Annotated in this window: 13 protein-coding genes and 1 pseudogene; 5 read left to right on the top strand and 9 right to left on the bottom strand. The window is 37.8% G+C overall.

Features of this window, described 5'->3' with window-relative positions:
* Nucleotides 1-209 precede the first annotated feature (209 nt).
* Nucleotides 210-413 carry a type II toxin-antitoxin system HicB family antitoxin gene (locus tag MSBRM_RS15890; protein WP_230628952.1) on the top strand — a complete coding sequence of 68 codons (204 nt, stop codon included), beginning with the start codon at nt 210-212 and terminating at the stop codon, nt 411-413.
* 93 nt (nt 414-506) lie between these two features.
* Here MSBRM_RS15890 and MSBRM_RS15885 read toward each other — a convergent pair whose 3' ends face one another.
* The 4 genes and pseudogenes from MSBRM_RS15885 to MSBRM_RS20645 all read right to left on the bottom strand — a co-directional run.
* The gene (locus tag MSBRM_RS15885) at nt 507-1520 is read right to left on the bottom strand and encodes an ABC transporter ATP-binding protein (RefSeq protein ID WP_080941587.1); all 1014 of its coding nucleotides are present in this window, start codon (nt 1518-1520) and stop codon (nt 507-509) included.
* A gap of 19 nt (nt 1521-1539) precedes the next feature.
* Nucleotides 1540-2235: a GTP-binding protein gene (locus MSBRM_RS15880; RefSeq protein ID WP_048121814.1), complete on the bottom strand. Its 696-nt coding sequence runs from the start codon at nt 2233-2235 to the stop codon at nt 1540-1542.
* Nucleotides 2232-3464, bottom strand: coding sequence for an ABC transporter substrate-binding protein (locus MSBRM_RS15875; RefSeq protein WP_048121812.1), 1233 nt, complete (start codon nt 3462-3464; stop codon nt 2232-2234). Before MSBRM_RS15875 ends, MSBRM_RS15880 begins: the two co-directional genes overlap by 4 nt.
* Before the next feature lie 239 nt (nt 3465-3703).
* Nucleotides 3704-3949: pseudogene (locus tag MSBRM_RS20645) on the bottom strand (hypothetical protein); the annotation flags it as partial.
* 133 nt (nt 3950-4082) lie between these two features.
* Here MSBRM_RS20645 and MSBRM_RS15870 point away from each other — a divergent pair.
* Nucleotides 4083-4595 carry a hypothetical protein gene (locus MSBRM_RS15870; protein WP_048121810.1) on the top strand — a complete coding sequence of 171 codons (513 nt, stop codon included), beginning with the start codon at nt 4083-4085 and terminating at the stop codon, nt 4593-4595.
* A gap of 322 nt (nt 4596-4917) precedes the next feature.
* Here MSBRM_RS15870 and MSBRM_RS15865 read toward each other — a convergent pair whose 3' ends face one another.
* Nucleotides 4918-5340, bottom strand: coding sequence for a protease inhibitor I42 family protein (locus MSBRM_RS15865; RefSeq protein ID WP_052712925.1), 423 nt, complete (start codon nt 5338-5340; stop codon nt 4918-4920).
* Nucleotides 5341-6100: 760 nt separating this feature from the next.
* Between MSBRM_RS15865 and MSBRM_RS21520 the strand changes: the two genes are divergently transcribed.
* Nucleotides 6101-6361, top strand: coding sequence for a DUF3267 domain-containing protein (locus MSBRM_RS21520; protein ID WP_255361914.1), 261 nt, complete (start codon nt 6101-6103; stop codon nt 6359-6361).
* A 273-nt stretch (nt 6362-6634) separates the two neighbouring features.
* On the opposite strand, the gene MSBRM_RS15855 is transcribed toward MSBRM_RS21520, so the two are convergent.
* The 3 genes from MSBRM_RS15855 to MSBRM_RS15845 all read right to left on the bottom strand — a co-directional run bounded on the left by MSBRM_RS15855 (nt 6635) and on the right by MSBRM_RS15845 (nt 7905).
* The gene (locus MSBRM_RS15855; protein WP_048121808.1) at nt 6635-7030 is read right to left on the bottom strand and encodes a YkvA family protein; all 396 of its coding nucleotides are present in this window, start codon (nt 7028-7030) and stop codon (nt 6635-6637) included.
* Nucleotides 7031-7082: 52 nt separating this feature from the next.
* Nucleotides 7083-7472, bottom strand: a complete 390-nt coding sequence (locus tag MSBRM_RS15850; RefSeq protein WP_048121805.1) for a hypothetical protein — start codon at nt 7470-7472, stop codon at nt 7083-7085.
* Nucleotides 7473-7707: 235 nt separating this feature from the next.
* The gene (locus MSBRM_RS15845) at nt 7708-7905 is read right to left on the bottom strand and encodes a zinc-binding dehydrogenase (protein WP_054864864.1); all 198 of its coding nucleotides are present in this window, start codon (nt 7903-7905) and stop codon (nt 7708-7710) included.
* A gap of 1048 nt (nt 7906-8953) precedes the next feature.
* Between MSBRM_RS15845 and MSBRM_RS15840 the strand changes: the two genes are divergently transcribed.
* Nucleotides 8954-11569 (top strand): right-handed parallel beta-helix repeat-containing protein, encoded by a 2616-nt coding sequence (locus MSBRM_RS15840; protein WP_048121801.1) that lies wholly within the window; start codon nt 8954-8956, stop codon nt 11567-11569.
* Nucleotides 11570-11836: 267 nt separating this feature from the next.
* On the opposite strand, the gene MSBRM_RS15835 is transcribed toward MSBRM_RS15840, so the two are convergent.
* Nucleotides 11837-12376 carry a GNAT family N-acetyltransferase gene (locus MSBRM_RS15835; protein ID WP_048121799.1) on the bottom strand — a complete coding sequence of 180 codons (540 nt, stop codon included), beginning with the start codon at nt 12374-12376 and terminating at the stop codon, nt 11837-11839.
* A gap of 342 nt (nt 12377-12718) precedes the next feature.
* On the opposite strand from MSBRM_RS15835, the gene MSBRM_RS15830 reads away from it, so the two are divergent.
* Nucleotides 12719-13795 (top strand): hypothetical protein, encoded by a 1077-nt coding sequence (locus tag MSBRM_RS15830; protein ID WP_048121797.1) that lies wholly within the window; start codon nt 12719-12721, stop codon nt 13793-13795.
* Nucleotides 13796-13830: the final 35 nt, after the last annotated feature.

Genomic DNA, 13830 nt, shown 5'->3' with positions numbered 1-13830 from the left:
TTGGGAATAGATAAATTCCAAGTTAGCGGCGCAATCGAAGAACCTCTAATCGAATAATTTTAGGAGGGCTGGGGTGGAAATATAATAAAAAAGTTATATCACTTCGGCTTCTGCTTTTTTTCAGCCAATTCTTGTCAATAGTTCTGCCGGTAGCAGCTTTAAGTACTCACAGATTAAATGTTATTCTGGTAAAGATGGAAGGCGAGAGCTTGAGTTATACGGTTCTGATCGAACAGGACAAAGATGAGATGTATATTGCAAGGGTTCCTGACATACCGGGTTGTTATACTCAAGGAAAAACAGTTGAGCAGGCTATGGAACGTATAAAAGAAGCAATACAGGTCTGTCTTGAGGCTGAGGAACTTGAAGATATTACAGGCGGCACAATGGGAAGATTTGATGGAGTTAAGTGAAAATATAATAAAAAGTGATATCATTCCAAACTTCGACTTTGTCAAATCTGCTTTCTTCTTCTTTGGTCGGCATTTTAATTCAGCATACTTAAGCTACACCAGAAAATCGCTGAAGTCAATTTCTTCCCCCCTTCTCAACTGATTTCGGAGATGAGTAAGTTTGCTGTCTATTTTTTCGAGGCTCTTCAGGTATTTTTTCTCATCCGGTGTGGTTTTTATACGTTTTGAAATCCCGCCATTTTGAATGACCAGTCGCTGGTCTGCCGATAGAGCCAGAAGAGGGTCATGAGTACTGATTAAAACTATCTTGTTATTACTTACCAGAAGTTCCAGAGACCTAACCTTGTCGACGCCTGCATTCTCAATCTCATCGATAAGGACAACAGATGCCGGGCTGAGAAGTGCAGTATCTGCAATCATCAGAGCGCGGGATTGTCCCCCTGAGAGCTCCGTAACAGGAGTTTCCCTGCTGAAAGGCTCTCCTGCCAGGATGTTTGCAGTATCATATATTTTCTGAACAATACGAGATACCTCGTCAACCATACGGCTCTCGGCATGCATGGTCAGAAACTCCTCGACACTGAGGTCCATAACAAAATTCATGTTCTGTGAAAGCTGCGCGATAAAACGCCCCTCAGTCGAGAAACGCTCCTCATCACCTGGAGCCCGGCCATTAACCAGTATTTTTCGGCCTGTAGGAGTATCCTCCTGAGCCAGAGATTCAATATCAGCCAGAAGACGGGACTTGCCTGATCCTGTAGGACCGACAATTGCAGTCACTTCACCTTTTTTTAGATTTACCGAAAAGGCTTCTTTTTCACCATTCTTATTACGTCCAGGGAGCACTGTCAGGGATTCAACTGTGGATCCGCTGCCCTGTTGAAGAGCTTTTGCCTGCTCAATAAATAGAAAGAAACCATCAATAAAGGCGAGAGAGCTGCTTCCCATCTCTACAAAATAATCTTCACCAGGTGTTGAACCCAGTTCTTCCAGTTTTATGTTCCCGAACTGCACAGGATCAATTGCAAATGCAGAGAAATAGTCCTCTATCCAGGGCATCATCTCCCTGAGTTCATTTATCGTCATATGAAGTAAATCTGTTCGCAAGCTATTCTTCTCCCTGAATTTATTCTTCTCCTCTGAAATTTACCAGCTTTGAAACCCCAATCTGCTTGTCATCCCCGATTTTTCTCTCTCCAAGACAGTATGAACATAGAGCTCCAGGCATGGTAAATCGAAGTGTAGCTCCCTGAAGAGTTTCCAACGTAGAGGCTTTTTCCACAAGTTTTGCAAGATAGAAACTACCCTGTCCTGTAACACCATTAATCTGAACTATCATTCCTCTGGGGTTAACCTGTCTGACCCTGTATGCAAAGACCTCACGTTCTGCCTGGGAGACAATATCCCCTTTAGTAATAACAACAATGTCTGCAAGTTTTAACATGGGGCCGATTTTTTTAGGTGTGTTGACACCACTCAAGTTATCAATAACACAGATTGCCAGAACATCTTTAATATGTGGAGAACAGCGGTTGCAAAGACCTGCACTCTCGGTAATCAGAAAATCAAACTTCTTCTCTTTGGCCCACCTGAGGGCTTCTTCAATATTGCTTACAAAAAAGTGGTCAGGACAGAGTCCTCTGGAGAGACCGGTCTTGACCGGAATATTGTGAGCTGAATAGTGTTCCTCATCCTGAGCCGAGAGACAGTCAAATTTTACCACACCGATTGTGAAACCTTTCTGTTCAAGCTCTTCAATGGTCTTGATAATGATGCTGGTTTTTCCTGAGGATGGAGGACCTGCTACCGTAACAAGCCTCACACAATACCTCCAGTTTCATAGAACTGTTTATTGAAAACTCCTTCAAGCTCTTTTTTAAGTGCTCCTATGTCATTGTTCATCAGGAAGTCCCAGCCCAGCCAATAGAGTTTGATTCCTTCAAGATTATTTTCAACTTCAGGATTTGTTGTCGGGAAAAAAGCTCTGGCAGAAATTTTCGCAAATTCTTTCCCACAGAAGAAATCCGTGATCTCCTTAACCCGCTCTGCACCACTTTTTTTAACCAGCATCTGCACAGGGCTTACAATAGCACCTTCCGAAGGTATATTGATTGTTATCCTGGATTTATCTTGAATTTTCTTAGCAAAGAAGTAAGGCATGATATACATAGGTGGTACGTCATCCTTTTTGCTGTCTATCATTTTAACCATCTCGGACGGATGGATTCCTGTATATACTGAAGAAGCAAGCTTTTTAATTCCCTCCATACCGTACAGCCGGTAGAACGGAAGCAGTACCCCATTACAGAAAAAGCCGTCCTGCCCCCTCATAACAACCTTATTCCGGTACTCCTCTTTTAAGATGTCTTCCCAGGACTCCGGTTTGCTATCATCCTTCATGAGTTCATCTATTGTAACCAGAACCAGAAGGTTTGCAGAGATCATGGTAAACTGTCCACGAGGATCGGCAAAACCGATAGACTCAAAATCACTGTTCATTGGGGATGAATTAAGATTTACAAAATATTCCTTATTGAGAAAATTCTCCTGGAAGGGTTTGTGGTAGAAGCTGTTGATATCAGAGCTGATGATTATATCCGGAAGTTCGTCAATCGATGTAACCGAATCGATATAGGCATAATAAGAGAGCTCATGATTGACATTACCTTCGACAAGAGAATGGAGTACATTATTCATTTGTCGGCTGTATTCAGATGAAAAATCATCAAGTGCACGGTTAAAAGGCATCTTCATGCCGCAGGGTAAAAGGGCAAGAAGGGTCAGCTCTTTTTGTCGTTCCGGGGAGTCTGCAAGGGTAAAATCTCCTTTTGCTTCATTGTTCAGAACAGCCTGATTCAGGAGCTCAATAAAAGAGTCTTTATTCACCGATACCATTGAGAGGGCTGTTTTCAATTTTAGTAAAGGACCAAGCTTTTCAAGAACTTCCTTATTTTCAAATTTCTCCATCCCATGCTGTTTGAATATTTTTAACAGAAAAGGATAGTCACTTAAGATCTGGTATATACTCATTGTTTCATCAATTGCTTTCATATCATTCCACCTGATATGTTTTTGAACAGTATCTTATCTCCTTTTATGGCATTCATATTAAAATTTTTAGAGGGGACTTTCATTAAGGAAAAAACTTATGTTATTAAATCTTGCCAATTCCGCATTTGCACCAGCCCTTGTTTTTTGTTCTTGTTTAGTGGAATATCAATTATTTCAATAAAGATACAAACATATAAATATTGTCATCTAGGAAGTGATCTTCCTATATGACCACTAAATTAGCTCATCATTTGCTCCGTTAATGCTTGACTTTCATATACGCTCGTTATCGTTTCAAAAGTTCTCTTAATTTCACATCTATGCAGAATTACTGTCAACAAATCTGATGTATTCTTTGCAAATACAGTACTCTAACGCAACTGTGTATATTTAGCCATTTTTTCAGGATTAGCAGTTGAGTTTCTTACACGAGAATATATACGAGAATATATTCTTCTGCTAATGATCAATGTCAGCATTGCTGTCTATCTTATATTCTTATAAAAACGTATACAGAAGATGGGATTTTATGCTTAACCAACGATGTGTGAATGGAAATCTTATAATACATCCTCTCTAAATTTATATAGTATATACTGAATTTTTAGGGGTGTGTATATGAAAAAATACATCTACTTCACATTATTTATTTTACTAGTTGTACTGATTATCATCGGCTTCGCCGGATCACAAAACGGTGATAATGTTTCTCAGGCTCAACTAAATTCGCCGCTGAACACCCTCAAGTCAGCCTACCAGGATATTGCATGGGGAACTAATGTCCAGAAGCATTTGAAGATACTTAAAACAGATCTGGACGGTGTATCTAACGCGACAAACAATTCTAATTATACCATGCTCGCAGTGTATGCACAATACATAGTAAATGATACTCAGAGCGCCATTCAGGAAAATGATCAATATACCGTATCTCCCAAACTCCAGGATGCGCAGAAAGAATGGAGGTTGGCTCTTCAGGACTATAACTCTGCAGGTCAGTTTTTGTTGCAGGGAGCAAATGAAGCGAAAAATGGCACTGTAGGAGCTGAAAATTTCCAAAAGGCCGGAACACTTCGCAGTTCCGGTACAGGCCACCTTCAGAAAGCGTCTGAATTAGCAGGAATAACATAACATATTTCTTTTTTGAGGTGGGAGAAAGTATAGAAAAACTGCTGTCTTTACATAGGGCTCTGTTTTCTCCTTCAATGGTCTTCATTTTTAACTTCAGCATACTTTAAATGATCACAAAGAAATATATTTGCATAGAAAACACTGCCCCGAAAAAAGACTTGTTCGAAAATTTCTTCTTTCCTTGAAAACAGCGGAGCAACGAAGATTAGCTGTTTTTGGCTCTTATACAAAGGGGGAAAAAAGCCGGAAAGTGATACAGATATCATTCAATCGAGTTTTACATAACATAAAGAGAAAAAAGATTTTAGATTGAGAGTTTGGCTCAGACCACTACAATATTAAGTTTGAAAGTCTGTTCCTGGCCTGTTTTTGGCTCCCAAGATCTTTTGTATATTGCGTTTACCTGCTGATCTCCTTTAGCTATACCTTCAATTCTCCATAAGCGAAACCCACCTGTGCCAATAACTAAATTATTTTCTAAAGATTCAAAGGGGTGGTATTTGTCTGAGAGCTGGTTAAGTCCATTACTCAGCTTGAGTTGCCAGGAATAGCCCGTGCTCGGATTTTCTTTAAGCTTAAGGAAAAAAGAGTGTCCTTCTTTAATATAAATGGTATTTCCGTTGTCATTTTCGGTTATCATCTTATTTTGACTTGCTATGTCAGGTTTAGCACATACAGCCGCTGGAAGCGTCGCCAGAACTAAGCATACAATCAAAACTGTTATTCCATATCCAAATTTTGACACTGTACTGCCCTCCACTCACAGTAATATATTTACTGAACTATTTTCAGGTACATATCTTTATTTTTCATCCCTCTAACATTTAATCGGATTTTCAAAATCGGATTTTCAAAGCTTAGATTTATTCCGGTATATTATATTGTAATCAATCAAAAGCATGGATACATTTATTCCGGTATATTATACTGCAATCAAAAACATGGATAAAATCTGATACTGCGGATGAATATATATAATAAATAGAATAAATTTTCCTTATGATAAATAATTATAGAATATATAGACAATAATTTACTACATTATAATAAAATATATTTCTTTATAATGTGAAACAATAGGTTTTCAGTATACTGATATTAATATAAGAAGAGGCGGTATTATCCGGCTAAGAAAGAGGTTACCTAAAACAAATCTTGAAAGGCATTCCGAACTAATTGCAAATAACTGGATACAGCTGCGTGAACCTCCAAATATTGTGCCTGTTATGTTCGTAGCAATCCCACTAATGATCCTTGGTGCTCTGCTTTCTTTTAAAATCCTTGATATATTTTCGCCTTTCTCTTTTGTATATTTTGGTATCAGTCCCTCGAAAATCTCAGTAACAATAGACTTACAAGACTTTGTATACTTTATCGGGTTGAGTATAGTTATTATTTTCACTCATGAACTTTTTCATCTTATCTTTGTTCCAGATATTCTAACTTCGGACAAAGCGTTTTTAGGAATTACTTATTTTGGTGGATTTGCTTATTCATAAGAAGTACTGTCAAAATCAAGATTTATTCTTATCTTACTGTCACCTTTCTTTGTAATTTCGATAATATTGCCTGGAATTCTAGGAGTTCTGAATTTATTGAATTCTCTGATCAAATTTATAATTTTAGTGAGTGCAATGGGTTCCGGTGTGGATATGCTGTCCCTTGTCTTGATACTAATTCAGGTGTCTGCAGGTGCGTATTTAACTTGCAATGGAATGAGAACTTACTGGAAAATAACAAATTCAAGCATTCCTGAAAGTAACTGAGGATGTATAATCTTAAGGTAGACAGAAGATAAAAAGGTAGACAGAAAATAGACAAAAGGTAAACAAAAGATAAACAAAAGATAAACAAAAGATAAACAAAAGATAAACAAAAGATAAACAAAAGATAAACAAAAGATAAACTGAAGGTTGACAAAAAGTAAATAGGTAAATTTTTTCATCTCGGATTTATGCACTCAATGTATGAAATCAAAAATTGTAGACGTTTTTTTCTTAGACTTATATCCCAGGCAATTAAGCTTCAATATTGGTTTTTCAGTTACTATAATTTTTCCAGGCTCTATAATTTTCTAGGTCGCTTCTAATAAAATTAAGTGAAAAAACAAGTACTGCGACATCATCCACAAGTCCAATTAAAGGAAAAACGTCTGGAATGATGTCAACTGGACTTATTAAGTACAGAAAAGCGAATATTAGCAATAATGCGGTTTTCTTTGGAAGCGGGTATCTCCCTTTAAAAGAATCTAATAACATAGAAAACAATAGTCCTAAATAATACCAGATATTCCTGAAATCTGTTGAACGATAATGATAGTCTCTTACTTCTTCAGGAAAACCCAGGTCAGTGTCAAAAGTTTTTTCTGGGTTAATGTTAAAGTGTTCAAAATTTGCGTCAACCGGTTTCGTTCTGAGATTGTTGATTTTATCCATAATAATCCCCCAGTCTTATATTACTTCGATTTTATTTTAGTCATTGCAATTTTCAACTATCAAGTTTCTCAATTTCCATATAAACCGTCCCGGGGTTAAGTGGTTTGGCGTGAACATGATAAATCCCGCTTTCTGTCACATTAAATTCGGGATTTTCAGGAAGGTAGCTCTTTCTTGGTTGGGTCAATACAAATGTGTTTTGGAGCGCAATATACGAATCTTTGCTTATCGTCACATTTACTTTCTCTGGACCATTGGGGTTATCAATCCAGAATTTATAAGTTACACCTTCAGTGAGGTTAACTTGAAAATCAGATTCTTTAGATACCGATTCTAAGAGGATACGGTTTCCACCTTCCTGAAAGGCGGTAGCTATATAAAATAAAGTAATAATTATATAAAGCGGTATAAGACTCCTAGGTTTTTTGGGTTGTTCTGGCATTTATCTCCCCTCACTCGGCAGTTCAGATGCTCAGATCTTTTGAATCAATTCCTTTCACTGAGATTTCTTCTTAATGCATTTTTTCTCTTACTGAGGAATAAATCATAATTTTTCAGGCAGGTCGGTAGAGATTATAGGACTATACCACCTCTACCTCCAGTATTAGAATATTGAAGAAATTCTTTAAACTTCCATGCTTGCCAGCAATGCTTATGGATAATTGTAGATTCAGGTTTTACTTAGGTTCCTCTGCAATGCGCAGTACAATCTTCCCGCTAGTATGGCCGCTTTTACTCATCTCATGCGCTTTTTGTGCATCTGCTAAAGGAAGCACGGTTGTTACAATAGGCTTAATTTTCTTTTCGTCTATTATATTTGCTATTTGAGCGAGTTCTTTTCCGTCAGCCTGGGTCATGAGCCTTTCTGCCCGCACCTCCGAATGTCGGGCCCCCCAAACTCATGAATCCTTATTGCTTTCAAACTTTCACTTCAAAAAGCCTGTTTAACAAGTTATATCACTTTATCTCTTTAAGTGAGTATTCTTTAAGTGAGTATTCTTTAAGTGAGTATTCTTTAAGTGAATTTTGTTTCAATGTTCCCTATTTTCCTCCCCTATTTTCCCTAAATATACTGTCGATGCTTGTACATACTGTTCGAATATTCCTTACAAAAAGCCCGTTAAAATGCGTCATGGGGCCATTGCATTGATTACAATCAAATATAATATAATAATAAATCTATAAATCAATTTTTATTAATTACCCTTAAATACTATATTATAGTTTCACTCGCATTTTTAATTTTTTTTGTTATTATACAATAAATTAAATAAATTTGTAATTATTACGCTTCATGATTATATTTAAGGATTTAATAATTGCGAGTCAAGCCAAAATCCTCAAATTTGCAGAGAACAGCCTATAGAGATGCTGGTTTCCTACTTTGACCTATGATGTATTCTAAATTTGGACGTTTTATTGTCCAGAATCTCTATTTTTTGAGTGCACTTTTTAATCCTGGGTTAATTTTTTATAACAGTACAAATTTTCTATATATGTTGATAGTTTCCAAAATTTGTACAGTTCCTGCTGAAAAACGCTGTTCTTCTACGTTATAATTACAGCAAGCTCGTCAGGAAAATAAACCGGATAAGAATCAAAGTAAAAAAGATTATTTTGAGTGTTTTGTTTCTTTCGTCTTTTTTACGACTGACCTCAAAGTCTGGAGTTATGGAAACTATGAGCAATTCCATACTACTCAGTCAAACTGGTTCAACCGATTAACCAGTCAAATTGATTAACCGATTAACCATTCAAACTGATTTACCAATCTTACCGATTTAATTGATTTAATTTCAATTTCCTCGGTTCTAAAAAATCCTGTAATACCTCAAATAAATTCTCTATATCCGGTTATTAACTCCAATAATTGCTGTAAAAGCGAAATACCACAACTTAAAAAATTTTAATATGGGGAGCATTATGATGTGTGTAAAAGGAATCTTGAAAATTATTTTTTTAGTAATTTTCGCACTTAACCTTATGGCTGCAGGAAGTGCAGCAGCTAATGTGCTTTCTGTAAGTAACGACACTGGTCAGCCTGCAGATTTTACTAACATTCAGGCTGCTGTGGCTGCTGCAAATCCAGGAGATAAAATAGTTGTCAAACCCGGTATTTATGAGGAGAATATTGTAATCAACAAGAACATATCTATTGTTTCCGAATCTGGAAATTTCTCTGATACTATAGTCCGAGCAGCCGACGTTTCTCAAGATATCTTTAGTATCTGGGCAAACGACGTAAGCATTAAAGGTCTTAGCATAAGTGGATCTAACTCCGCCGGAATTCATGTTTTTGGATTTATTGATTGCCTCATTGAAAACAATAAACTGTTCAATAACAGCTGCGGTATCGATCTATACATGATGAGTTCAGGCAACAAGCTTGATAATAATGAAATTTCAAACTGTCTTACCGGTATCAGTCTTGGCGGCAGCCTGTACAATAATTTGAGTAATAATTTAATCTCAAATTGCAGTAAAGGAATTTCATTTTTTGACTCACCAAATAATTTCCTTGAGGATAATACCATTTCTCAAAATACGGAAGGTGTTTTTCTTACAGGCGAATCAAATAGCAATACTTTGAGAGGTAACACTGTAATCCTCAACGAAAAATCAGGACTGCATATTTACGAAACTTCAAACAATCTGATTTATAATAACTGTTTCAATAATACGGTAAACGTGAAGTCCGAAATGGTTTCGGGCACAAATATCTGGAACACTACAAAAACTGAGGGTACTAACATAGCTGGCGGCCCTTACCTCGGAGGCAATCTCTGGGAAATACCTGATGGGACTATATATCCTGAAAAAGCCAGGGACATTGATCTTGACGGAATTTTTGATTCCCAGTATAATATTGAAGACACCCAGTTCATAGATTATCTTCCACTTAACGAATTTGAGCCGGTAGTGATTACTGTAAATAATAGTACAGGGCCTGTTGCGGATTTTACCTCGATCCAGGCGGCAATAGACAATGCACTTCCTGGTGACACAATCCTTATTTTCCCGGGCATCTATGAAGAAAACATCAACGTGTACGTAAAGAATTTAACCCTTACCTCTCAATCTTCCCTTCATGGGGACACTAGTGGGAACACCAGTGAAGACACCATTATCAAGTCAGCCAGCAGTCTTAATGATGTTTTCTATGTTATTGCGGATGGAGTGACAATTCGCGGGCTGAATATAATCGGGTCTGTAGACTACCCCAGTTCAGGTATCCACCTTAATGGAGTTAAGTACTGCAATATCGAAGGCAACCAGCTTTCTAACAATTACATAGATCCTACTTCAGACATTTTCAGTGGGAACAGTTCCTCGATTCTCAGTAACTCCGGTGCGGCTACAGGATCTGGAATTCGTCTTGACTCTTCCAGCAACAATCTCCTCGACAATAATATAGTCTCAGGGAACGAAATTTCAATTTTCCTGCATAATTCCTCGGAAAATACACTTCTCAATAACTCGGTGTCCGGTAGTAACTATGGTATCTGGGTGGATTCTTCTAGCAATAATACGCTGGAAGGAAATATTCTGTCAAACAATAAAATCGGTGCTTATCTGAAAGTTTCCAGTGGAAATGTACTTAACAACAGTAAGGTGTCAGGTAGCACAAACTCTGGTATCAATCTGTGGGATTCTGTAGGAAATACATTAAGCAATTCCACAGCCTCAAAAAACAGTGTTTCTATCGTTTTGAGGAATTCCAGCACAAACCTGCTTAGTAATAACACGGTGTTGGATAGCAATTATGGTCTATGGCTGTACTCTTCGAGCAATGATAATAAGCTGGACGACAACAGGGCATTAGATAACCAGATCGGTGTCTACTTAAAGGAATCGAATGGAAATGTTCTTACAGACAATACTGCATTAAACAGCACCGTTTCCGGAATCAGTGTCTGGGATTCGGCTGAAAACACGTTAATTAATAATGAAGCCTCGAATAATTATGTCTCTATTTATCTGCAGAATTCCAGCGAAAATGCATTTTCCAACAACGCGGCATTTGGCAGCAATTACGGGATGTGGATTGCCTTTTGCAGTAACAATAGCCTGAGTGATAATAACGTCTCGAATAATTTATTTGGTTTCTATTTGAAGAATTCCAGCGATAACAGGCTGTCAGGTAACCAGGCAAATTCAAATTCCAGGCACGGAATCTATCTGGGTTCTTCAATGAATAATATCCTGAACAGTAACAGGGTTACTTCAAACTCGGAATATGGGCTCTTCCTTCTTGATTCTGGAAACAGCTCGATTTATAATAACTATTTCAACAACGTAAACAATATTTATCTGCAAGGTTCTAACGCAGGTACGAGCTTGAATACAACCCTGACACCGGCAAAGAATATTGTTGATGGAACTTACCTTGGTGGAAATTTCTGGGCTACTCCAAATGGAGACGGTTTCAGCCAGACTCATGAAGATAAAAATGGAGACGGTATCTGTGATGCAGCTTATACCGTGAATACAGAGGGTATTGATTATCTGCCCCTTGCAGATTCTCGTATCACAATCTAATTTTAAGTGCTGAAAAAGAAAATATCCTGATAAAATGTCTTGATTGTTAGGCATATGGGCAGCAGGAGATTCTGGCACGACCGGAAACCGAGGGCTGTACAGTTTCTTAGTAAATTGGAGGCTGTACAGCTTCATAGGAGGATTAATAGGAGATGTACGGCTTTTCAGTGAGTTAACAAAAAGCCTCCAGATTCTCAGATTTTTAAAGGATATTCGATGAAGTGGTTTTAAAAATGCTAAAAGGAGCTATACAGCTTTTCAGGAGGACTATTCCATGCTTTCTTCCAGGAACTTCTGAAACCACACAATATCAAAGTACTTTCCGAACTTCGTTCCTGCATCTTTAAACCTGCCGCATTCTACAAATCCATGTTTAAGGTGAAAATTCAGGCTGGCCTGGTTTTTCGAGGAGACATTTGCAAGGAGGCTTTTCATATTCTTCTTTTTAGCTTCCTGACACAGGAAATTTAGCAGCTTTGTTCCCTGGCCTTTTCTTGTGTATTCTGGCAGGATAAAATATGAGAGTACTCCGGTGTGCTGAAAATTAGGGAAGGGTAAATACGGCCTAAGGGCTCCGAGACCGATCACTCTGTTATCTTCTTCCATTACGTAAAAAGGGTAAGGCTCACTTTTGTTCGGTTCACTCTCATCGTGTGAGGTTTTGAAAAATTCCGGGCCAACAGGGATTTCGAGGTAGGCTGCAAAACTATTATCTATATAGTAATTAAAGATTTCAAGTATTTCCTGAGTATCTTGCGGTGTAGCCTCTCTTATCACAGGGGATTTGGGCTTATCTCTTTCCTGCATATGCTATAATCGGAATGTAAATATTTAAGCTCTTTTAGTCAGTTGCAGTACAAATCCTATCAAATCCTCTTCTATCTGGGCTTCTTATTTGTCATGATTTATATTTATAATTTATTATCAGTACGATTATATTTATATACTCATGCTATTGTATAATCCCATGTATTAGTACTCAAATCTACCCTATATTTCAGGTGGACTTTGATGTTTAAATAGGGGTCTAGAAGTCCAAAATTCTTGAGGCACCATATAATTGGAATGATACCTCTGGAATTTCGTCCTGAAAATAAAAAGCACAAGAGAATATATTTCTCAATGTACTTTTACAGAAGTGAAAAATAGATGTTTGTTAAACAAAACAATATTGTAGAACAGATCTGTGAAATACCGGTTACACTTGGAGATATCTCCGAGAGCATCTTTGGGGGTATAAACACACAAAACGGTCTACTTCACAGGCTTGCCCTTCCTGAAGAGGGCGGTTCCGACTCATATTACCTTTGCGAAGGCCTCTGCAGGCCTGTATTTATAGAACCTGAAATTGTTTATCCGTATGTATCAGGAGCCTTTTCCGAAAAATTTGCATTTCGCCCTTCATCTTATCGTTTCATGCTGCCTTATGAATTGTCCACAGTGGGAAAAAAGAACGAATACAACGTAATTCCCCCAGAAGAACTCAAGACAAGATTCCCTATGGCTTACGGGAGAATTCTGGAATTCAAAAGAAAGTTCCTCCACGATACCTCTCCCCTTAAATCTTCAGACTACAGTATAAAAGGCAGAAGATTTCTGGAGTACTTTAATACTCCTAAGATTATTGCTACCGAAGGCTATCATCTGCAGGCTGCATATGATGCTGAAGGAAACCATGTATTTGAGAACGGATGTGGCATTGTTCTCAAGGATCCAGAAAGGTATGCCTATATTACGGCAGTGCTTAACAGTTCGATTGCCAGGCTCTTTCCTTCAGTCTGTAAGTCTAAAATGGCATACTCGAGCTACACAGCCCCCTCAGTGATAAAACGTTTCCCAATCGTGTTTCCGGATAACAGGCTAACTGAAGATCTCATAGATACTATATCCAGTTACCTTGCGTTCCTGAACAGGGAAAAGTATGCAAAGGATTACGGAGCGCCAGACTGGCTTCGGGAACTTACATCATTCTACGAGCAGATTTCAAACCTTCTGGTTCTGGATACTTACTTCATAAACGACATTGATCCAGGGCTTCTGGATGCCCTTGAAGAAAATATCCATCCCTATGCCGGAGATATGAATTCTGAAGACAGTGATAATATTCTGAACGCACTGTACTATATAAAGCATCAGATTCTTGAAGCTTCAAGTTCTGAAAAATGCAAATTTAATCTGGGACTTCCTGAAATTCTCAATTTCTCTCAAAACAGTGGGGAATTCTGAAAATCCCTTTTTAATTTTTATCTTCGATAATGAAG

Source organism: Methanosarcina barkeri MS (genome assembly GCF_000970025.1).
Classification (GTDB): Archaea; Halobacteriota; Methanosarcinia; order Methanosarcinales; family Methanosarcinaceae; genus Methanosarcina; species Methanosarcina barkeri.
This window is presented reverse-complemented; position numbering and strand designations above follow the sequence as displayed.